Raw genomic sequence first — 20,453 nt, forward strand, 5'->3', positions numbered from 1 at the left:
AACTTTGCGCCTCGTACAACTACGCAGAAAATCTTCCCGGACAGTTACTGCAGTGCACTCAATCATCCATTTTGCGAACTTGTCATCCACTTCACGCGCAGCGTGCAAACAAAAGCCCTCCCCCCGTTACCGGGGAGAGGGCTTGATGTCGTCGTGCTTGGGATCAAACGCTGCGGCTGGGCTGCTCCGCAGCGGTTGCGATCCGACGGTCGATCAGAACGTCAGCGCCTTGACCTGCTTGACCTGCGGCAGGGCCTGGACCTTCTCCAGCACCTCAGTCGGGGCCGGACCGTCGATCGTCACCAGCGCGATGGCGTCGCCGCCTTCGGTGTGACGGCCGAGGTTGAAGGTCGCGATGTTGACCTTGGCGTCGCCGAGCAGGCTGGCGAACTTGCCGATGAAGCCCGGCTTGTCCTCGTTGGTGACGTAGATCATCGAAGAACCGAACTCGGCGTCGACGCGGATGCCCTTGATGTCGACCAGGCGCGGCTTGCCGTCGGCATAGACCGTGCCGGACACCGAGCGCTCCTGCTTCTCGGTGGTCACCGTCAGGGTGATCAGACTCTCGTAGTCGCTCTCGGCGGCGCGGACGACTTCATCCACCACCATGCCGCGCTCCTTGGCGATCACCGGCGCCGACACGACATTGATGTCGCCCAGCATCGGGCGCAGCAGGCCCGACAGCACCGCCGAGGTCAGCGCCTTGATCTTCATCTCGGCCACTTCACCCTCATAGGTGATGGTGACCTTGGTGATGCCGGTCTCGGTGAGCTGGCCGGCGAACGAGCCGAGCTTTTCGGCCAGTTCGATGAACGGCTTCAGCTTCGGGGCTTCTTCGGCGGTGATCGACGGGAAGTTGATCGCGTTGGTGATCGCGCCGGTCAGCAGATAGTCGCTCATCTGCTCGGCGACCTGCAGCGCGACGTTCTCCTGCGCTTCAGTCGTCGAGGCGCCGAGATGCGGGGTGCAGATCACGTTCGGCAGGCCGAACAGCACGTTCTTGGTGGCCGGCTCTTCGGAGAACACGTCGAACGCCGCGCCGGCGACGTGGCCGGACTTCAGCGCTTCGGCGAGCGCGTTCTCGTCGACCAGACCGCCGCGGGCGCAATTGATGATGCGAACGCCCTTCTTCATCTTCGCAATGGCAGCCGCGTCAATGATGTTCTTGGTCTTGTCGGTGAGCGGGGTGTGCAGGGTGATGAAGTCGGCGCGCTTGAAGATGTCTTCGAGCTCGACCTTCTCGACGCCCAGATCCTTGGCGCGCTCCGGCGACAGGAACGGATCGAACGCGATCACCTTCATCTTGAGGCCGAGCGCGCGGTCGGCGACGATCGAGCCGATGTTGCCGCAGCCGATCACGCCGAGGGTCTTGGCGGTGATTTCAACGCCCATGAAGCGGTTCTTTTCCCACTTGCCGGCCTGGGTCGACGCGTCGGCGGCGGGGATCTCGCGGGCCAGCGACAGCATCATGGTGATGGCATGCTCGGCGGTGGTGATCGAATTGCCGAACGGGGTGTTCATCACGATGATGCCCTTGGCGGTCGCCGCGGGAATCTCGACGTTGTCGACGCCGATGCCGGCGCGGCCGATCACCTTGAGCCGGTTGGCCTTCTCCAGGATCTTCGCGGTCGCCTTGGTGGCGGAGCGGATCGCGAGGCCGTCGTAATTGCCGATGATCTCGGCGAGCTTGTCTTTGTCCTTGCCGAGGTTCGGCTGGAAATCGACGTCGATGCCGCGATCCTTGAAGATCTGCACGGCGGCTTCCGACAGCGCGTCGGAAATGAGGACTTTGGGAGCGGTCATGGGATTTCTCCTACACCCTCCCCTTGAGGGGGAGGGTCGGCGCGTAGCGCCGGGGTGGGGTGAAAGCGTCGAGAATGGAAATTGGAGTCCGAGGGCGGGGAGAGTCTGTCACCCCACCCCGCCGCACCTACGGTGCGTCGACCCTCCCCCTCTAGGGGAGGGTGACTACTCAAGCCGCCTGAGTCAGCGAGGCCTTGGTGGTCTCGAACGCCCAGTCCAGCCACTGCGTCAGGGCCTGTACGTCGGCGGTTTCGACCGTCGCGCCGCACCAGATCCGCAGGCCCGGAGGGGCATCGCGGTAAGCGCCGAGATCGAAGCCAGCGCCTTCCTTCTCGACCGCCGCAACCAGCTTCTTGGCGAAGTCGGCCTGGGCTTCCGGAGACAGCGCGGTGATCGCAGGATCCACCACCTTGAGGCAGACCGAGGTGTTGGAGCGGATCGCCGGATCCTTGGCGAGGAAGTCGACCCACGGGGTCTTCGCCTGCCAGTCGGTCAGCACCTTGGTGTTGGCGTCGGCGCGGGCGATCAGGCCCTTGAGGCCGCCCACGGACTTCGCCCACTGCAGCGCGTCGATGTAGTCCTCGACGCACAACATCGACGGGGTGTTGATGGTCTCACCCTGGAAGATACCCTCGATCAGCTTGCCGCCCTTGGTGAGGCGGAAGATCTTCGGCATCGGCCAGGTCGGCGTGTAGCTCTCAAGACGGGCGACGGCGCGCGGCGAGAGGATCAGCATGCCGTGCGCGGCTTCGCCGCCGAGCGCCTTCTGCCAGGAGAAGGTGACGACATCGAGCTTGGCCCAATCGAGCGGCTGCGCGAAGGCGGCCGAGGTGGCGTCGCAGATGGTCAGGCCTTCACGGTCGGCCTTGATCCAATCGGCGTTCGGAACGCGGACACCCGAGGTGGTGCCGTTCCAGGTGAAGACGACGTCGGTGTTGCAATCGACCTTGGAGAGGTCGGGAATTTCGCCGTAACCAGCCTTGAGCTTGGTGACGTTCGGGAGCTTCAGCTCCTTGGTGACGTCGCCGACCCAGCCGTCGCCGAACGATTCCCAGGCGAGCGTGGTGACCGGCCGCGGCCCGAGCAGCGACCACAGCGCCATTTCGACGGCGCCGGTATCGGAAGCTGGGACAATGCCGATCTTGTAGTCGGCGGGGACCTCAAGCACGTCGCGGGTCAGGTCGATCGCGAGCTTGAGCTTGGCCTTACCGACCTTCGCGCGATGCGAGCGGCCGAGCGGGGCGTCCTTGAGATTTTCGGGGGACCAGCCGGGGCGCTTCGCGCAGGGGCCGGAGGAGAATTGCGGCGCATTGGGCCGCGAAGCGGGCTTCGCTACAGTCATAGTCTATCCTTCCAGATAGCTGCCTCTCGGTGGGGAGAGGTTTCCCGCTGCTGGGGATAGTCCTTTGGCCTCGAAAGTCAAGGAACTTCGCCATCCGGGAGATCACGGACAGCTTAGACTTTCGAAAGCCGGCGCTTCGGCCCGAATACGACGAGACCATGACGAGCAGGAACGAACAACGCGCGCCGGCTGGAATGGCCGACGCGCGCTGGAAATCAGTAAGTTCAGACTGACCTGTTACTTGCCGACCTGCCCGGGATGGCCGGGGCTGCTGGTGGAATCACCTGGCAATCCACTCGGCGACGCGCCTGTGCCGATGCTGCCCGGCGTCGACGTGTTGGGAACGCCCGGCTGATTAGTTCCCGAGTTGAGGCTCGATCCCGTCGTCGTACCCGACGTACCGGTTCCCGTCGCCGAACTACTCGAACCGCCCGGCGCAGACGAAATACCGGCACCGCCGGAGTTCTGCGGTAACGAACTCGGCGCACTGATGCCGCCCGGCGAGGCCGCACCGCCCGCGGTGCCGCCGGCCCCGCTGCCGCCGCCTGTGCCACCGGTTTGGGCGGATGCACTCGACGCTGCGAGCAGTGCAGCCGCAATCATCAAACCCGTCTTGGATCGCATGACGTTCTCCCTTTGCTGTGAAGGAAGAACGGGTGCTGGCGCGATGTCGTTCCGCACCATTACACACGAGTTGGTGCGTCGGCGCGGAACAACGAACGCAATCAGGCGACTTGCGAAATGAAGCGCTGCACCTCGCTCCGCAGGCGGTCGACCTGGCCGGCGATCTCGCCGGAGACGCCGTTGACCCGCACCGCGATCTTGCCGGCATCGTCGGCCGCATGGCTGATACCAACGACGTTCGATGACACCAGCGCAGTGCCGGCCGAAGCCTGCTGCACGTTGCTGGCGATCTCGCGCGTCGCGGCGCCCTGCTCCTCGACCGCGGAGGCGATGGTCGTACTCACCTCGTTGATCTCGCTGATACGGCGGCTGATCGCCTCGACGGCGCCGACCGACTGCTCGGTGATCGACTGCATCTCGCCGATCCGCGCGGTGATCTCCTCGGTCGCCTTGGCGGTCTGGCTGGCAAGCGCCTTCACTTCGGCCGCCACCACGGCGAAGCCGCGGCCGGACTCACCAGCCCGCGCCGCTTCGATCGTGGCGTTGAGCGCCAGCAGATTGGTCTGCGCTGCGACCGCGTTGATCAGCTTGACGACATCGCCGATCCGCTGCGCCGCGTCCGCGAGTTGCTGGATCTTCGCGGTGGTCTGCGCCGCCTCGTCGACGGCCTGATGCGTGCTGGCGGTGGAGTGCTGGATCTGACGGGAGATCTCGGCGATCGAAGCGGTGAGTTCCTCGGCCGCGCTCGCAACCGTCTGGACGTTGGCGGAGGCCTGCTCGGCACCGGAGGCAACGCTCACCGATTGGCGGCTGGTCTCTTCGGCCGCATTGGCCATGGCGCCCGCATCGCCCTTCAGGCCGGTCGACGCGGTCACCAGCATGCTGGCGACATTGTCCATGCCGGCCGCGAAGCACTGCGCCTCCTTGGCGACGTCCCGCACCCGGCGATCCATCACCCCGGTGGCGTTGTTGATCGTGGTCGACGCCACCTTGAACGATCCGGGCAATCCGCGCGTCAGCACTTTGCGGAAGGTCTTGCCCTGGCTGACGTAGTCCATCGAGGCCGAAGCCTCGCGGACGAAGGCATCGACGATGTCCAGCATGTTGTTGACGCCGGCCTGCGCCTTGCCGATGTCACCGCCGTCGCGACGGCCTTGCACCCGTGCTTCGAGATCGCCATGCGCGGCGCTTTCGGCCACTGCCGCAATCTCGCCGACCGCACCCGCTGCACCACGCAGCAGCCACGCAGCGACGCCAATGGAGCCTAGACCGAGCAGCAGCCCAGCGATCTCCACGACCGAGCCGAGCGGCCCGATCAGGATGCGCGCTACGGCCAATCCGAGCATGACCACGGCGGCGACGGCGACCGCGAGCATCGCCTTAGACAGAGAAGATAAACTCATCATACTCGACGCCCCGGTCCTTGATCATGTTCATCAGCAACCCATAGCCCGCCATCATCCCGTCCTTGGCGTTGCGATGCCGGTTCTCCTCGTCGCGCAACTGGCGATACAGCGCCTCGATGCGGGCGACTTGATCGCGATCCGGCTTGCGGCGATTGGAATGGAAACCGGTGACGTTGCGATTGGCGTCGAGCGTCGGCGTGACATGGGCGAACACCCAGTAATGATCGCCGTCTCTCGCCATGTTCACCACATAGGCGAAGATCTCCTTCTTGGCCTGGATGGTGTCCCACAGCAGCTTGAAGATCGATCGCGGCATGTCCGGGTGGCGCACCAGCGAATGCGGCGCGCCAATCACTTCCGAGCGCGGAAACTTTGCCAGACGAACGAAGACGTCGTTGGCATACGTAATGTGCCCTTTGAGATCCGTTTTGGAGACGATCAACTCATCTTCGTCGAACGGGCATTCGATACCCGTCGGCTTCACCTGCGGCCGAGCCATCGGTCGTGCACTCCTGATAATTGAAACCTGAATGGGCAGGTCCGAGGCCGGTTGCCTCCCTCAGAAACAGCGCTTCTTATACCGAGTAGAATCTTATTGACCCCGTTACCCCGCCGTTAAACTGCTACTCAGTAGCAATACCGGGTTATGATGGGCCTGAGGAATAATCGATTCAAAAGCGCATCGTCATGCCGACATGCGACGGCTGAAATCCGAGGCGGACGTAGAACCGCTGCGCATCGACGCGGCTCTGATGCGTAAACAGTTCGACCAGTTTGCAACCCTGGTCGCGCGCCTGTGCGATTGCCCAGCGCACCAGCACTTCGCCGATGCCGCGGCTGCGGCAATCACCGGCCACACGAACGTCCTCGATGATTGCTCGGGACGCGCCCTGCGAACTCAGTCCCGGCAGCACCGCAAGCTGCAGACAGCCGACGACGCGGCCGTCGTGATCTTCCGCCACCACCATCTGAATGTGCGGCGAACGTTCCAATGCATCGAACGCCGCATAGTACGATTCCGGCAGTGGGTCTTCGAGCTTCTCGCGGCCGGCACCGAGATGATCATCGGCCAGCATCGCCACGATGGCGTACACATCGTCGCGGCGCGCGGTGCGGATTCCGATGGCGGGATCGGCATTCATGTGAGACGGGCTCACGAACTGAAAGCAGGCAAGCCGAGCCCAGCTTCGGCGCGGCTGATCCAACCTCGAATGGCCGGATAGTCATGCAGCTCGAAACCACCCTGCTCCGCCATCCGGGTGTAGGCCAGCAGCGCCACATCGGCGATCGACAGCCTCTCGCCGGCAAGAAATTCGGAATACGCCAGATGCTGCTCCATCCGGGCCAGCGCGGCGTGGCCGCGGCGAACCTTGTCCGGATCCAGTTCGCTGGCCGGCTTACCGAGATAGACCATCTGGAAGCGGCACACCGCGATATACGGCTCGTGGCTGTATTGCTCCCAGAACAGCCACTCGTCCATCTTGGCCTCGAGCCACGGATCGGCGGGGATCAGGTCGCTGCCGCGGGCGAGATAACGGATCACGGCGTTGGATTGCGCCAGCGAGCGGCCATCGTCGAAGGCGACCACCGGCACCTGCCCGGCCGGATTGAGCGCCAGGAAGACCGGCGTCCGGCTTTCGCCCTTCATCGTATCGACGGCGACCCACTCGTACGGCAGACCCAGCCGGTCGCAGGTCCACTTCACCTTCAGGCAATTGCCGGAGTTGAGGTCGCCGTAGATCTTCATGCGGAGAGGCCGCTCCCGTCTGCCGCCGGAGCTTAGGTCAATGCCGGCTCAGAACTTGTAGCCGATGCCGCCACGCACGGTGGAGACCGCCGTGTTGATCGGCGCCGCGAATTTCAGATATTCCCACTCGGCACGGAGAAACAGGCCTCGCGTAATCATCATGTCCATGCCGACGCCGCCGGCATAGCCATAGATGAAGTGATTGTTCTGCACCTGGCTGAGGCTGTCGCTGAACGGGATGTTCTGAAAAGGGGGCGCAGCTTTGGCGTTGACGGAGATGCCAGAGACTGAGGCTGTGCGGACGATATCGGCCTGACCGAGCGAAACGCCGCCGAACGCATAAGGCAGAAAGCTGCCGAACGCATAGGCGGCGCGGGCGCGCACCGACCCGATATCTTTGACTTTCATCGCCGCGGCTCCCGAGTACGTGACGCCGTTGGTATACCCATCCGATGTCGTGAAACTGCGGCCCATCGAGCCCGAATCAGAACCGCCAAAGTCGCCATGCATGTAGTTGGCTTCGAGGCCGAGTACGACGTCATCCCACTGCCAGTTGTAGCCGACGAAGCCGCCGAAGCCGCTGCCATGGCTGGACTTCTTACCGAGCACTGGCCAACGTGAAATGTTGTACTCATTCTCGATGGTGGTCAGAACCATCTGCTGGTGGGCGAGGCTGCTTGTGGCATCGGTAAAGTCCATATCGGAGGTGCCGTAGCCACCCTGACCGCCGACGTAGAAGCCTTCCCAGTTGATCACACGGGGTGTTTCCACCAGCGCGCCGCGGAGCGGACCGTAGTCCGGCATGTCGGCCGCATATGCCGTCTGAGCCATCACGCCGACTGCCGCAGCCACCACAACTCTACGCATCGCCACACTCCTCGACGAACCTTCCACGCCACAAATCATCGGCTGTTAACCTTAATTCTTCGTTGTCACCCGAGGTGTCGGACACAGAAAAACGGCGCGGGAAGCTCCCGCGCCGTTAAGACTTGTAAACAATGGAGGGCGACGATCAGCCCTTGCGCATCAAGGGCGGCGGGGCAGCGTAGAACGGACCCGCGTCGAGATTCCACCGCACGCCGAGCTTCAGGTCGTGCGAAGTGATATTATTGAATTTGAACGAATTGCCGCGAGTTGCAGAGTCATAGGCCCGCAGATCGGAGGCGGTCGTGCCCTTACCAAGGTCGACGTAGCTGTAAGCGAGCTCCATCGTCATATTCGGACTCAGCTTGTAAGCAAGACCGGCATGGGCGGCCCAGGCAAAATTCCACTGCGACCCTGAACCGGCGAGCGCATAGCTTGGATACGTACCGTAGATTGCCGTCGGTCCAGCGCCGACGAAGAGATTGTTCGATCCAACATCGGTGAAGTTTGAGATCGTCACGCGGGCAGCACCGACACCGGCGCCAATGAACGGGGTGATGCACCACCACGTGCCGAGATCGACATAGGCGTTCGCCAAGAACAGCAGTTCGGATTTGCTTGCGCTGTAGTTATCCACACCGCTGTACGGAAATCCGGTGTTCGTCGCCGTGAAAGTATCGGTTCCTTTGAAATTTGACTTGCCGCGGTATTGGCCAGTCAGATCGGCACGGAACCAGTTGTTGAATTGATAGCCGACACCCAACCCGAAGATGCCTGCGGTGTCGAAGGTGGTCGTTTGATCGAATGACGTAAGCTGGGTGTAGCGAGTCGGATCGGAGTGGCGCACATCCTTGACCTGCTGGTTGCTGAACCCGATGTCGCCGCGCAGGTACCAGCCACCAAAGTCTTCGGTCGGGGGAGGCGCGTAAGCGGGCGGAGGAGCAATCGGCATATCGGCCGCCACCGCGACCGAGGCAACCAGCGAAGCCGCTCCGGCGGCCATCAAAATCTTCACGCTACGCATTGGCTTCGTCCTTTGGTCCAATGATCAATTACGAAGGCCCCACACCCGGAAACCTATGAGATCAGACGATGCCACCAATTCCTTAAGCGCGACTTAACCCTAATTTTTAAGGTTGATATTTGGTGTCGCATCGCCATGCCCTGGTAACAACTCGATCCGCCAGGCCGCTGCGACGCCGCAATGACTAATAATTTATGACTAACGAGCGCGATCCGGACTGGCCGGCGCACGACCAAAAACGGCTCCAGTTCCATCGGAACCGGAGCCGGGATTTGAGCGGATCAGGGTGACGCCCTGCCCCAACGCCTCGCTAGTGGGCGTGCCGGGGCATCTTCGGCAGCAGCACCGCCAGCAGGCCGAGCGCCGGCAGGAACGAACAGACCTGATAGACGAAGTCGATGCCACGGATGTCGGCGACCTGGCCAAGCGCCGCCGCGCCGAGACCACCGATGCCGAACGCGAAGCCGAAGAATACGCCGGAGATCATGCCGAAGCGATGCGGCATCAGTTCCTGGGCGAACACGATGATCGCCGGCGTCGCCGACGCCAGGATGAAGCCGATGAACACCGTGAGCACCGCGCTGGCGGTGAGCCCCGCATAGGGCAGCGCCAGGGTGAACGGCAGGATGCCCAGGATCGAGAACCAGATCACATAGCGGCGGCCGAACCGATCGCCGAGCGGGCCACCGAAGAACACGCCGGCTGCGGTTGCAGCCAGGAAGATGAACAGGAAGATCTGCGCGGTCTGGGTCGAGACGTGGAACTTCTCGATCAGATAGAACGTGTAGTAGCTCGACAGGCTCGACAGATAGAGCTGCTTGGAGAACAGCAGCGCCACCAGCACCACCAGCGCGACCATCACCCGACGCCGGCTCGGCGCGTGCGGATGCGGCTGCACCGCCATCTTCTTCTTGCCGGCGACCTGCGGCTTGTACCAGACGCCGATCCGCCACAGCACGATGATGGCGAGAAACGCGATCGACGAGAACCAGGCGATCGACGGCTGGCCGAACGGCACCACGATCAGCGCCGCCAGCACCGGACCGAGCGCGGTGCCGGCATTGCCGCCGACCTGAAACACCGATTGCGCCATGCCATGGCGACCGCCCGAGGCGAGCCGCGCGATCCGCGCCGACTCGGGATGAAACACCGCCGAGCCGAGCCCGATCATCGCCGCCGCGATCAGGATCACCGCATAGGAATGCGCGACGCTGAGCAGCAGCAATCCCAGGAAGGTTGAGCCCATGCCGATCGCCAGTGAGAACGGCTGCGCCTTCTTGTCGGTGATGTGCCCGACCACCGGCTGCAGCAGCGACGCGGTGAACTGAAACGCCAGCGTAATCATGCCGATCTGGCCGAAATCGAGCGCGTAGTTCGCCTTCAGGATCGGATACACCGACGGGATCAGCGACTGCATGGTATCGTTGAGGAAATGCGAGAAGCTGATGCCGCCGAGCACGATATAGGCCGGCCCGGCCGCTGCAGGCGCCGCCGGCTTGGTGAGTTCGGGTACCGGCAGCTCGGCCGGATTGACCGGAGCAGCGATATCCGCATCGACGGTGACAGGCTTGTTCACGGCGTTTCCTGAAATAGGCTTGGGGGCGCCGATCGAATTGCGCGGCGCAATAACGACGAACGGCCGGCACGTTGGCCGACCGCTCATAAATTAGTTCCAGGCGCCGCTGGTGTGTAGCGCGGATTTGCGATGGCAGCGTTGCACCCCGCCTGATGAGGCGGGAGCAGGCCTCAGGCGGCTGCAGCCGCCGCGTTGCCGAGCGCGTCGACGATGCTGTCGACCACTTCCTCGACTACGTCGCGATCATCGCCCTCGCCCATCACCCGAATCACCGGCTCGGTGCCCGACGGGCGGATCAGCAGCCGGCCGTGACCGTTCAGCCGCTTCTCACCATCCTGGATCGCCGAGATCACGCCGCTGTTATCGAGCGGCCGGCCGCTGCGATAGCGCACGTTCTTCAGGATCTGCGGCAGCGGATCGAACCGACGGCAGACTTCGGACACCGGACGGCCGAGCTTCTGCACCATCGCCAGCACCTGAAGCGCGGCGACGAAGCCATCGCCGGTGGTGTTGAAGTCGGACAGGATGATGTGGCCGGAGGACTCGCCGCCGACATTGTAGCCGTCCTTCAGCATCTGCTCGAGCACGTAGCGGTCGCCGACCGGCGTGCGCAGCAGCGCGATGCCTTCGCCTGCGAGGAAGCGCTCGAGCCCGAGATTGGACATCACGGTGGCGACGACGCCAGGCTTGGCGAGGCGGCCGTCTTCCTTCCAGCTCTGGCCGATCACCGCCAGCAGCTGATCGCCGTCGACCACATGGCCGCGCTCGTCGACCAGGATCACCCTGTCGGCGTCACCGTCGAGCGCGATGCCGATATCGGCGCGCATCTCGCGGACCTTGGCGCACAGCGCCTGCGGCGCGGTCGAGCCGCATTCCTTGTTGATGTTGAAGCCGTCCGGTTCGACGCCGATCGAGATCACGTCGGCCCCGAGCTCCCACAGTGCTTCGGGCACCACCTTGTAGGCGGCGCCATTGGCGCAATCGATCACCACGCGCAGGCCTTCGAGGCTCAGCTCGCGCGGCAGGGTGCGCTTGGCGAATTCGATGTAGCGATCGTGGACGCCATCGATGCGGCGGGCGCGGCCGAGGCTGGCGCTCTGCGCCAGCTTCTTGTCGAGCGACTCGTCGAGCATCAGCTCGATCTGCTTTTCGACGTCGTCGCTGAGCTTGTAGCCGAGCGGGCCGAACAGCTTGATGCCGTTGTCCTCGAACAGATTATGCGACGCCGAAATCATCACGCCGAGGTCGGCGCGCATCGACTTGGTCAGCATCGCGACCGCCGGGGTCGGCATCGGGCCGACCAGCAGCACGTCCATCCCGACCGAGGTGAAGCCCGCGACCAGCGCGTTCTCGATCATGTAGCCGGACAGACGGGTGTCCTTGCCGATCACGACCCGATGGCGATGCTCCCCGCGCTGAAACGCGAGGCCCGCGGCTTGGCCGACCTTGAGGGCCAGCTCCGGCGTGATCAAACCATTGGCGCGGCCCCGGATTCCGTCCGTCCCGAAATATCTGCGGCTCATCCAATCATCCCCCGCCCTTGCCGGTCACGGTCAAAAACCCACGATTCGTCCGGGGCTTGCCGTACGGCGAAACGGCCTTATAGGCCCAAAATAGTTGCGGGGACTTCAAAAAATGTAATCAAAGATTACGCCGCCGACCTCGGCCGGCGGCGTAACTTGCTGAAAATACAGCCTTATCCGACCATGCTCAGGGTCGAATGATTAACCCTTGCGGTGGTTATCCCCATCCGGTTTCGATGGCGCCGGCTGGGTCACGCTGACCGGATCGGAGCCCGGAAACGAATCCTCCAATCCCTCATTGAGCTGTTCTTCCAGCTTTTTCTTTTCCTTGGCCGGGGTGTCGGTGGTCTTGGCGTCGGTCATCACGTCCTCCTGCTCCAGCCTTGCGACTTGGACGGAAAACGCGCTGCAACGCAGCGAGTTCCCAGGCTTCGCCGATCGCTCGACGCGACGATTTTGCACAGGGCGCCCGCGTGCTACAGGACGAGCGGCTCGCAACAACCCGCAAGAGGCGGACGGCAATTCCCATGAAAGAGATCACCTGCATCGAAGACCTCCGCCAGATCCACAAGCGCCGAGTGCCGAAGATGTTCTTCGACTACGTCGACCACGGCTCCTATGCCGAGGAGACGCTGCGGGCCAATGTGGATGACCTGAAGCGGATCAAGTTCCGCCAGCGCATTCTGGTCGACATCTCCAAGCGCGATCTCGCGACCACCATTCTGGGCGACACCTACGCGATGCCGCTGATCCTGGCGCCGGTCGGCTCGACCGGGATGCAGCATGCCGATGGCGAAATCCACGCCTGCCGCGCCGCGCAGGCCGCCGGCATCCCCTACACGCTGTCGACGATGTCGATCTGCTCGATCGAGGACGTCGCCGCCAATGTCGAGAAGCCGTTCTGGTTTCAGCTCTACGTGATGCGCGACCGCGGCTTCGCCAAAGCGCTGATCGAGCGCGCGATCGCCGCCAAGTGCAGCGCGCTGGTGCTCACGGTCGACCTGCAGGTGATCGGCCAGCGCCATCAGGACATCAAGAACGGCATGACGGTGCCGCCGCAGCTGTTCAAGCTGAAGAACGTCATCGACATCGCCACCAAGCCGCGCTGGGTGAAGGGCATTCTCGGCACGCCGCGGCGCAATTTCGGCAACATCGCCGGCCACCTGCCCGGCTCCAAGGATCTGGAGTCGGTGTCCGCCTGGGTGGCGTCGCAGTTCGACGCATCGCTGAACTGGCGCGACATCGACTGGATCCGCTCGATCTGGCCGGGCAAGCTGATCATCAAGGGAATCCTCGACGTCGAGGACGCGCGCGAGGCGGTGAAGGTCGGCGCCGAAGCGCTGGTGGTGTCGAACCATGGCGGACGCCAGCTCGACGGCGCGCCGTCGTCGATCGAAGTGCTGCCGGAGATCGTCCACACCGTCGGCTCGCATATCGAAGTAATGTTCGACGGCGGCATCCGCTCCGGCCAGGACGTGATGCGCGCGCTCGCGCTCGGCGCCAAGAGCTGCATGATCGGCCGCGCCTATATCTACGGCCTCGGCGCCTATGGCGGCCCGGGCGTCGCCAAGGCAATCGACATCATCGGCAAAGAGCTGTCGACCACGATGGGCCTGTGCGGCGTCAATTCGATCCACGAGATCGACGAGAAGGTGCTGGCGGACTAATTCCGCCTGCACAATTGCGTCTGTCATTGCGCACCATCGGGCGGCTCGAAGCGCCGCCCCATGACAGGCTCAGCGAAGCAATCCAGAGATGCAGTGCATGGCGCTGGATTGCTTCGTCGCTTCGCTCCTCGTAATGACGGGGAGACAGCCAACAAACAACGAACAACAAAAACAACAACCGGAGGAAATCCATGACTGATACGCAACGCGCGCCGCAGACCGCTTCCAGCGAAGTGCTCTATGCGGTCGAGGATCACATCGCCACGATCACGCTGAACGCGCCGGAGCGGCTGAACACCATCTCCGGGCCGATGCTGAATACGCTGGCGGCGCTACTTACCAAGGCCAACGAAGATCCGGACGTCCGCTGCGTCATTCTCACCGGCAACGGACGCGCGTTCTGCGCCGGGCTCGACCTCAACAAGGAGCGCGGCGACGAGGGCCTCAGCGCTGCGTCCTCACCGACCACGCTCGACCTGCGCAACACCCCGCCGACCGTTCTGCAGGCAATGGACAAACCGGTGATCTGCGCCGTCAACGGCGGCGCGGCCGGCTACGGCATGGACACCGCACTCGGCTGCGACATCCGCATCATGGCGGAATCCGCCAAGCTCGCCGCAGCTTTCGTCAAACGCGGCGTGGTGCCCGAGAGCGGCGGCACCTGGTTTCTGCCGCGGATGATCGGCTGGGCCAAGGCGGCGGAGCTGATCTTCACCGGCCGCACGCTGAGCGCGCGCGAGAGCCTGGAATGGGGCCTCGCCAACGAAGTGGTGCCCAATGCTGAGCTGATGGGGCGCGCCCGCGAGGTGGCCAAAGAGATCGCCGGCAATGCACCGCTGGCGGTGCAGGCGGCGAAGCGGATGATGCGGATGGGCCTCAACGAGACCTTCCCGGATCACGTCCATCACGTGTACTTGCAGCTGCTGCCGCTGTTCAAATCCAAGGACATGGCCGAAGGCATCCGCGCCTTCCTGGAAAAGCGCGAGCCGAACTTCCAAGGCAAGTAAGCCCCCGCGCCACGTAGTCCTACGCGGCGCCGTCTTACGGTTTGATTCACCGGTCGGGCGACACTGTGGGGCGACGCGCAGGCCGACTGCAGCCCTGCTGCAGACGGCTGCGCGCGTTCGCCATCGCAGTCAGCTCGATCGGAGCGCCATGACCGACCATCCCGAGAGCTCTGCCGCGGCCGCGGCGGGCTCAGCAGAGTTGAAGCCCCGCCTCCTGGTGATCGACGACGACCAGGTGCACCGCACGATCATCTGCAAGATCGCGGTACGCGCCGGATTCGAACCGGTCGAAGCCGGCTCGCTCGACGAGGTCGTCGAGCTGACCACCTACAACGATTTCGAAGGCGTCACGCTGGATCTGTCGCTCGGCGAACAGGCCGGCACCGAGGTGCTGCGTCATTTTGCCGATCGCGACTTCCGGGCGCCGGTCATTATCCTCAGCGGCGCCAAGAGCGAGATCGCGCGCAAGGCGCATGACTTCGGCGAATCGCTCGATCTCACCATGCTGGAAGCGGTGTCGAAGCCGGTCGATCTGACCGAACTGCGCGAGCAGCTTTCGATCATCGCACGGACGTGGCGGATCATGCACCACGCCGCGTAGCACCCGAACGATTACTTCGGGACCAGATCAGCCTCGACCAGAGCCCGCAGCTCCGGGGTGACGTGCGGCCGCGCCCCGAACCACAGATCGAAACCGCGCACCGCCTGGTGCAGCAGCATGCCGAGACCGTCCGCGGTGCGCAGGCCGCGCGCCTTGGCGGCGGCGAGCAGATCGGTCTCCAGCGGCACATAGACGAGGTCCGAAACCACCGCGTCCGCCGGCAGCGCCGACAGGTCGATCTGAAGCGGAGGCTGTCCCTTCATGCCGAGCGAGGTGGTGTTGACCAACAGGCCCGCGCCCGGCAGCGCGGCCGGGATGTCGCTCCAGGCGATCGGTACCACGCGTTCGCCGAACAGATCGCGCAGCGCCTGCGCCCTCTCGATCGAACGGTTGGCAAGTGCGATCCGCTGCACGCCGCGCTCCAGCAGGCCGAACACCACCGCCCGCGACGAGCCGCCGGCGCCGAGCACCAGCGCATGCGCGGAGCGGTCCCAGCCCGGTGCCGAGGCGTCGAGATTGCCGATGAAGCCTTCGATGTCGGTGTTGGTCGAGCGCAGCAGATCGCCATCGTAGTACAGCGTGTTGGCGGCGCCGACAGCACGGGCGCGCTCGTCCGGCTCGGTGAGCTGCAGCGCGCGTTCCTTATGCGGGATGGTGACGTTGGCGCCGACATAGCCGTGCGACTTCAGGTGCAGCACGAATTCGGCAAAGCCTTCCGGCGGTACGGCTTCGATCGAATAACCGCCCTCGATGCCGAGCTGGCGCAGCCAATAGTGATGGATCAGCGGCGAGCGCGAATGCGCCGCCGGCCAGCCGATCAAACACGCGGCGCGCTTAGTCGCAGCCATTTCGCCCTCCAACAGACGCGAGACCTCCGAAGCCTGTGAAAATCAGGCCGCCGCGCCAGCGTCAATCGCAAAACGCGCCGCCGCGACGGAAGTCGGTGGCCTCACGCCGAGGCGGGCTGCGGCGCGGTCGCCTCCTGGGGCGCAGGAGTCTTGCCCTTGATCTCGTCGACCGCACTCGCAATGTCGGCGCGGTAGTGCGCCAGCGGCGGCTTGACACCGTGGGTGAGCAGCGCACGCCGCACCGTCGGCGAGGCGCCGGTGATGATCAGCTTGATCCGCTTGCGCTGCGCCGACAGCGCAACGCGGTAGATCGCATTCGCGGCGGTGGAATCCAGCAGAGGCACCGCGGCGAAATCGACCACGAACACCTTGTGGCGGTCGGCGATGTTGTTCAGCACCGAAGAGACCGTCGCGGCGGCGCCGAAGAAGAACGCGCCGGTGATGCGATACACCACCACGTCCGGATCGGTGACCAGCGACAGGTCGGCGGCAGTGCCGCGCCGCTTGCCGCTTTCGTCGGCGCGGTCTTCTTGCGCCAGCCCGGAATAGGCCTCGACGCCAGTGACTTCGGACATGCGATGGATGAACAGCACCGCGCCGAGCGCGAAGCCGACCACGATGCCTTCGGTGAGATCGCGGAACACGGTGAGCAGGAAGGTCGCTAGCACCACCACCGCGTCGCCGCGCGAGGAGCGAACCAGCGTGGCGAATTCGTGCTTCTCGGCCATGTTCCAGGCGACGATCGCCAGCACCGCGGCGAGCGTGGCGAGCGGGATGTAGCTCGCCAGCGGCGCCGCCACCAGCATGAACACCAGGAGGAACACCGAGTGCAGCATACCGGCGATCGGCGAGCGCGCGCCGGTGCGGATGTTGGTCGCGGTACGGGCGATCGCACCGGTGACGCAGATGCCGCCGAACAGCGCCGAGCCCATATTGGCGAAGCCCTGCGCCACCAGCTCGCAGTTCGAGCGATGCCGCCGCCCGGTCATGCCATCGGCGACCACCGCAGAGAGCAGTGACTCGATGGCGCCGAGCAGCGCGAACGCGATCGCGTCCGGCAGCACCTCGATCACTTTGGAGACCGAGAACACCGGCCAGGACGGCAGCGGAAAACTCTCCGGAATGCCGCCGAACTTGGTGCCGATGGTCGCGACCGGCAGAGAGAAGCCCCAAACCAATGCCGCGGTGACGGCGACTGCGATCAGCAGCCCCGGCCAGTTCGGCCGCAATTTCTTCAAGCCCACGATCAGCACGATCGCGGCGACGGCGATGCCGAGCGCATAGACGTTCATGGTCGGCAGCGCCTGCGCCAACGCCTCGAGCTTGGGAATGAACGGCCCCGGCTCGTGCGCCAGATCGATGCCGAGCAGATCCTTGAGCTGGCTGGCGAAGATGATCACCGCGATGCCGGCGGTGAAGCCGACCGTGACCGGATAGGGAATGAATTTGACGTAGGTGCCGATCTGCAGGAAGCCGGCGATCACCAGCATGATGCCGGCCAGGAAGGTCGCGAGCAGCACGCCGTCGATGCCGTGACGCTGCACACTGAGCATCACCAGCACGATGAAGGCGCCGGCTGGACCGCCGATCTGAAACCGCGAGCCGCCGAGCAGCGACACCAGAAATCCGCCGACCACCGCGGCGTAGAGGCCGCGATCCGGCGTGACGCCGGAGGCGATCGCGATCGCGGTCGAGAGCGGCAATGCCACGATCGCGACGGTGAGGCCGGCGATCATGTCGGCGCGGAAATCGCCGAGGCCGTAGCCCTCGCGCAATACCGTGATCAGCTTTGGGGTAAACAGCTCGCGGAAGCTCGGTTTGGTCGCAGCCACAAGTCGCCGGGAGGTGTCCATGCTGTTTGCTCCTGGTCCGCCCCGCTGCTGCACCGAAACCCTTAGGCCTCGTTGCGCGGCGGCGCCGGCTCTTTGAACCGGACGCCGCGGCCGCCGCCTTCGCTGCGGGAATTGTCTCCGATCAGAGTCACGCCGCAGCGGTCGAGGGCCTCGATCACCTTGGTGAGGGATTCCACCACACCGCGGACGTTGCCTTCGCTCGCCTCCATCCGCTGGATGGTCGGCAGCGACACGCCTGACAGTTCGGCCAGCGTGCGCTGGTCGATGCCAAGCAGCGCGCGCGCGGCGCGCAATTGGGCTGCGGTCATCATGGATGAGACATGAACTCTGATGTCTGAAGACCCGAATATGATGCTTTGAACAGCATGACGCAAATAAAAAACGGCTGGAATGATGTCTGAGACATCAGTCCAGCCGCTTTGGGACAGTCATATTTTAGTGAGGGGCGGAAGGCTTCCCGCCCCATCTCGATCCTGGCTCAGGCCGCCGCCTGGCGATGGGCCGCAACGATCTGGTCGGCGGTTCGCCCGGAGACCTCGGCCATGTGGTCGAAGCTGCGGGTGAAGCTGCCTGCGCCGGCGGTGGCCGAACGCAGCTCGACGATCAGGTCGCCGATCTCGGCCTCCGGCATGGTGGCGCGCACCATGTCCCAGCCCGGCCAGCCGTCACGAGTGTCGAAGCCGAGGATCTGGCCGCGCCGCCCGGACAGGATGGCATTGACCTTGGCTGTCGCCTCGGTCGGGCAGACGATCTCGACGGTGTGGATCGGCTCCAGCAGCACCGGCTGGCACTGCGGCAGTGCCTCGGTGATGCCGATCCGCGCCGCGGTGCGGAACGCCTGATCCGAGGAGTCGACGCTGTGATACGAGCCGTCGGTCAGGGTGACATGGACGTCGACCACCGGGAAGCCGAGCGGCCCGGCCCTCAGGGCGTCGATCACACCCTCCTCCACCGCGCCCATGTAGTTGCGCGGCACCGCGCCGCCGACCACCGTCTCGGCAAAGGCGAAGCCCTCGCCGCGCGCCAGCGGCTTGATGTCGAGCACCACATCGCCGAATTGGCCGTGGCCGCCGGACTGCTTCTTGTGCCGGCCACGCTGGGTCACCGGCTTGCGGATGGTCTCGCGATAGCCGATCCCCGGCGCGTGCGACTTCACGGTGACGCCGTAGCGATCGTGCAGCCGCTCCAGCGCGACGCGCAGATGCATCTCGCCCTGCCCCCACAGCACCATCTCGTGGCTCTGCGGATCGTGCACGATGGTGAGCGAGGGATCTTCCTCGTTCAACCGCTGCAGCGCCTGGCCGAGCTTGACGTCGTCCTTGCGATCGGCGGCGGCGAGCGCCATCGCCAGCACCGGCGGTGCGGCGGTGACTTCGACCAGCGAGGCCGGCGCGGTCTTGCCGTTGCCGAAAGTGTCGCCGGTCTTGATCGTGTCGAGCTTGCCGAGTGCGACGACATCGCCGGCCGTAGCCGACGAGCGCTTGCTGTCGTGCCCGCCGCCAACGGCCTGCATGCCGGAGACACGCGAAGCCTCACCGGACGATGACTGCACGTTGTCGCCGTCCGCGAGCGTGCCGGCGAATAGCCGGGCCAGCGACAGCTTGCCGCCGTGCTGCAGATGCTGAGTCTTGAAGACGTAACCGATCGCATCCTTGCCGGCGGTGACGCCGAGGCGTGCCGCGGTTTCGGTGACGTCGGGCGCTTCGTGACGCAGCGCCTTGAGAAGACGCAGCACGCCGTTCTCGCGCAGCGCCGAGCCGAGCAGCACCGGACAGATCACGCCTTCGCGCAGCTCGCGGGCGAGATCGTCGAACACCGCATCGCGCGGCGGCTGGATGTCGTCGAGCAATTGCTCCATCAGCGCGTCGTCGTGATCGGCGAGCTTCTCAAGCATCGAGAACCGCGCTTCCTTCTCACGGTCGAGATTGCCGCCTTCGAGGTCGATCACTTCGGAAGGTTTGTGCTCCCGATAGACGAAGGCGCGCTCCAGCGCGAGATCGACATAGCCGGCGATCAGGTCGCCGTTCCAGATCGGAATCTGGCGGAGCACCAGCGGGATACGCGAGGCCGGCTGCAGACTGTCGAGCACTTCGCGAATGCGTTTGTTGGCGCGATCGATCTTGTTCAGGAACAAAAATCTGGGAATGCCGAGATCTTCGAGTTCGCGCAGGATGAGCTGCAACTGCGGCAGCTTGCGCTCGTCGGCTTCACACACCACCACGGCGGCGTCGACGGCGGGAAGCGCCGCGCGCATGTCGTGCGCGAATTCGACGGAGCCGGGACAATCGAGGAAGGTGTAGCTCTCACCCATGAATTGGGTGGTGACGGCCGTCAGGCTGAGGCCCATTTTGTGCTGGCGTGCCTCGGGGCTGGAGTCGCCGTGCGAGGTGCCCGCATCGACCGAGCCGGCCCGCGGGATGGCGCCGGTTCGTGCCAGGATCGCTTCAAGTAGTGTGGTTTTTCCGCTTTGGAATGGGCCCACCAGTGCGATGCACCGGGGACCACGGGGACTTCTGACGTCTTGTCCCATCGCCGCCTCCTTCTATCTGGAGCTCGGCCCGTGATTGG

The 20,453-nt window shown here is 64.4% G+C and carries 19 protein-coding genes; 3 read left to right on the top strand and 16 right to left on the bottom strand.

Features of this window, described 5'->3' with window-relative positions:
- Positions 1-213: 213 nt before the first annotated feature.
- From serA to HZF03_RS21605, 12 genes are all read right to left on the bottom strand, one after another.
- Entirely contained in the window at positions 214-1,803 is a 1,590-nt protein-coding gene (serA, locus tag HZF03_RS21550) for a phosphoglycerate dehydrogenase (protein ID WP_011159842.1), read from the bottom strand.
- A gap of 169 nt (positions 1,804-1,972) precedes the next feature.
- Positions 1,973-3,145 (bottom strand): phosphoserine transaminase, encoded by a 1,173-nt coding sequence (locus HZF03_RS21555; RefSeq protein WP_119019056.1) that lies wholly within the window; start codon positions 3,143-3,145, stop codon positions 1,973-1,975.
- Positions 3,146-3,382: 237 nt separating this feature from the next.
- Entirely contained in the window at positions 3,383-3,769 is a 387-nt protein-coding gene (locus HZF03_RS21560) for a hypothetical protein (RefSeq protein ID WP_080518848.1), read from the bottom strand.
- A 101-nt stretch (positions 3,770-3,870) separates the two neighbouring features.
- Entirely contained in the window at positions 3,871-5,175 is a 1,305-nt protein-coding gene (locus tag HZF03_RS21565; RefSeq protein WP_011159845.1) for a methyl-accepting chemotaxis protein, read from the bottom strand.
- Positions 5,150-5,674 carry a PAS domain-containing protein gene (locus tag HZF03_RS21570; RefSeq protein ID WP_119019057.1) on the bottom strand — a complete coding sequence of 175 codons (525 nt, stop codon included), beginning with the start codon at positions 5,672-5,674 and terminating at the stop codon, positions 5,150-5,152. The genes HZF03_RS21565 and HZF03_RS21570 overlap by 26 nt, the downstream gene beginning before the upstream one ends.
- A gap of 172 nt (positions 5,675-5,846) precedes the next feature.
- Positions 5,847-6,317 (bottom strand): GNAT family N-acetyltransferase, encoded by a 471-nt coding sequence (locus tag HZF03_RS21575; RefSeq protein WP_119019058.1) that lies wholly within the window; start codon positions 6,315-6,317, stop codon positions 5,847-5,849.
- A gap of 11 nt (positions 6,318-6,328) precedes the next feature.
- Positions 6,329-6,922 carry a glutathione S-transferase family protein gene (locus tag HZF03_RS21580; RefSeq protein ID WP_119019059.1) on the bottom strand — a complete coding sequence of 198 codons (594 nt, stop codon included), beginning with the start codon at positions 6,920-6,922 and terminating at the stop codon, positions 6,329-6,331.
- Positions 6,923-6,970: 48 nt separating this feature from the next.
- A complete protein-coding gene (locus tag HZF03_RS21585) occupies positions 6,971-7,789 on the bottom strand; it encodes an outer membrane protein (RefSeq protein ID WP_119019060.1) in 819 nt (272 codons plus the stop codon).
- Between the two features lie 145 nt (positions 7,790-7,934).
- On the bottom strand, positions 7,935-8,810 hold the full coding sequence (locus HZF03_RS21590; protein WP_119019061.1) for an outer membrane protein: 876 nt from the start codon (positions 8,808-8,810) through the stop codon (positions 7,935-7,937).
- A gap of 310 nt (positions 8,811-9,120) precedes the next feature.
- Complete coding sequence (locus HZF03_RS21595) at positions 9,121-10,386, bottom strand: MFS transporter (protein ID WP_119019062.1); 1,266 nt, start codon at positions 10,384-10,386, stop codon at positions 9,121-9,123.
- A gap of 170 nt (positions 10,387-10,556) precedes the next feature.
- A complete protein-coding gene (gene glmM, locus HZF03_RS21600) occupies positions 10,557-11,909 on the bottom strand; it encodes a phosphoglucosamine mutase (RefSeq protein ID WP_119019063.1) in 1,353 nt (450 codons plus the stop codon).
- Between the two features lie 201 nt (positions 11,910-12,110).
- Complete coding sequence (locus HZF03_RS21605; protein ID WP_012497529.1) at positions 12,111-12,272, bottom strand: hypothetical protein; 162 nt, start codon at positions 12,270-12,272, stop codon at positions 12,111-12,113.
- A gap of 164 nt (positions 12,273-12,436) precedes the next feature.
- On the opposite strand from HZF03_RS21605, the gene HZF03_RS21610 reads away from it, so the two are divergent.
- From HZF03_RS21610 to HZF03_RS21620, 3 genes are all read left to right on the top strand, one after another.
- Entirely contained in the window at positions 12,437-13,576 is a 1,140-nt protein-coding gene (locus HZF03_RS21610; RefSeq protein ID WP_011159854.1) for an alpha-hydroxy acid oxidase, read from the top strand.
- Positions 13,577-13,767: 191 nt separating this feature from the next.
- Complete coding sequence (locus tag HZF03_RS21615; protein WP_119019064.1) at positions 13,768-14,583, top strand: enoyl-CoA hydratase/isomerase family protein; 816 nt, start codon at positions 13,768-13,770, stop codon at positions 14,581-14,583.
- 148 nt (positions 14,584-14,731) lie between these two features.
- Entirely contained in the window at positions 14,732-15,184 is a 453-nt protein-coding gene (locus tag HZF03_RS21620) for a response regulator (protein WP_119019065.1), read from the top strand.
- 11 nt (positions 15,185-15,195) lie between these two features.
- Here HZF03_RS21620 and HZF03_RS21625 read toward each other — a convergent pair whose 3' ends face one another.
- From HZF03_RS21625 to HZF03_RS21640, 4 genes are all read right to left on the bottom strand, one after another.
- The gene (locus tag HZF03_RS21625; protein ID WP_119019066.1) at positions 15,196-16,032 is read right to left on the bottom strand and encodes a shikimate dehydrogenase; all 837 of its coding nucleotides are present in this window, start codon (positions 16,030-16,032) and stop codon (positions 15,196-15,198) included.
- Positions 16,033-16,133: 101 nt separating this feature from the next.
- Positions 16,134-17,885, bottom strand: a complete 1,752-nt coding sequence (locus HZF03_RS21630) for a SulP family inorganic anion transporter (RefSeq protein WP_119019067.1) — start codon at positions 17,883-17,885, stop codon at positions 16,134-16,136.
- 41 nt (positions 17,886-17,926) lie between these two features.
- Positions 17,927-18,196: a helix-turn-helix domain-containing protein gene (locus HZF03_RS21635; RefSeq protein ID WP_011159861.1), complete on the bottom strand. Its 270-nt coding sequence runs from the start codon at positions 18,194-18,196 to the stop codon at positions 17,927-17,929.
- Positions 18,197-18,363: 167 nt separating this feature from the next.
- Positions 18,364-20,415, bottom strand: coding sequence for an elongation factor G (locus tag HZF03_RS21640; protein WP_119019068.1), 2,052 nt, complete (start codon positions 20,413-20,415; stop codon positions 18,364-18,366).
- Positions 20,416-20,453: the final 38 nt, after the last annotated feature.

Origin of the sequence: Rhodopseudomonas palustris (assembly GCF_013415845.1) — a bacterium.
GTDB lineage: Bacteria > Pseudomonadota > Alphaproteobacteria > Rhizobiales > Xanthobacteraceae > Rhodopseudomonas > Rhodopseudomonas palustris_F.

Coding starts and splice junctions, on each gene's coding strand:
- HZF03_RS21560 (WP_080518848.1), bottom strand. CDS start 3,769: ATGCGATCCAAGACGGGTTTGATGATTGCGGCTGCACTGCTCGCAGCG.
- HZF03_RS21555 (WP_119019056.1), bottom strand. CDS start 3,145: ATGACTGTAGCGAAGCCCGCTTCGCGGCCCAATGCGCCGCAATTCTCC.
- HZF03_RS21570 (WP_119019057.1), bottom strand. CDS start 5,674: ATGGCTCGGCCGCAGGTGAAGCCGACGGGTATCGAATGCCCGTTCGAC.
- HZF03_RS21625 (WP_119019066.1), bottom strand. CDS start 16,032: ATGGCTGCGACTAAGCGCGCCGCGTGTTTGATCGGCTGGCCGGCGGCG.
- HZF03_RS21620 (WP_119019065.1), top strand. CDS start 14,732: ATGACCGACCATCCCGAGAGCTCTGCCGCGGCCGCGGCGGGCTCAGCA.
- HZF03_RS21640 (WP_119019068.1), bottom strand. CDS start 20,415: ATGGGACAAGACGTCAGAAGTCCCCGTGGTCCCCGGTGCATCGCACTG.
- glmM (WP_119019063.1), bottom strand. CDS start 11,909: ATGAGCCGCAGATATTTCGGGACGGACGGAATCCGGGGCCGCGCCAAT.
- HZF03_RS21585 (WP_119019060.1), bottom strand. CDS start 7,789: ATGCGTAGAGTTGTGGTGGCTGCGGCAGTCGGCGTGATGGCTCAGACG.
- HZF03_RS21610 (WP_011159854.1), top strand. CDS start 12,437: ATGAAAGAGATCACCTGCATCGAAGACCTCCGCCAGATCCACAAGCGC.
- HZF03_RS21615 (WP_119019064.1), top strand. CDS start 13,768: ATGACTGATACGCAACGCGCGCCGCAGACCGCTTCCAGCGAAGTGCTC.
- HZF03_RS21580 (WP_119019059.1), bottom strand. CDS start 6,922: ATGAAGATCTACGGCGACCTCAACTCCGGCAATTGCCTGAAGGTGAAG.
- HZF03_RS21605 (WP_012497529.1), bottom strand. CDS start 12,272: ATGACCGACGCCAAGACCACCGACACCCCGGCCAAGGAAAAGAAAAAG.
- HZF03_RS21590 (WP_119019061.1), bottom strand. CDS start 8,810: ATGCGTAGCGTGAAGATTTTGATGGCCGCCGGAGCGGCTTCGCTGGTT.
- HZF03_RS21565 (WP_011159845.1), bottom strand. CDS start 5,175: ATGATGAGTTTATCTTCTCTGTCTAAGGCGATGCTCGCGGTCGCCGTC.
- HZF03_RS21575 (WP_119019058.1), bottom strand. CDS start 6,317: ATGAATGCCGATCCCGCCATCGGAATCCGCACCGCGCGCCGCGACGAT.
- HZF03_RS21630 (WP_119019067.1), bottom strand. CDS start 17,885: ATGGACACCTCCCGGCGACTTGTGGCTGCGACCAAACCGAGCTTCCGC.
- HZF03_RS21635 (WP_011159861.1), bottom strand. CDS start 18,196: ATGATGACCGCAGCCCAATTGCGCGCCGCGCGCGCGCTGCTTGGCATC.
- serA (WP_011159842.1), bottom strand. CDS start 1,803: ATGACCGCTCCCAAAGTCCTCATTTCCGACGCGCTGTCGGAAGCCGCC.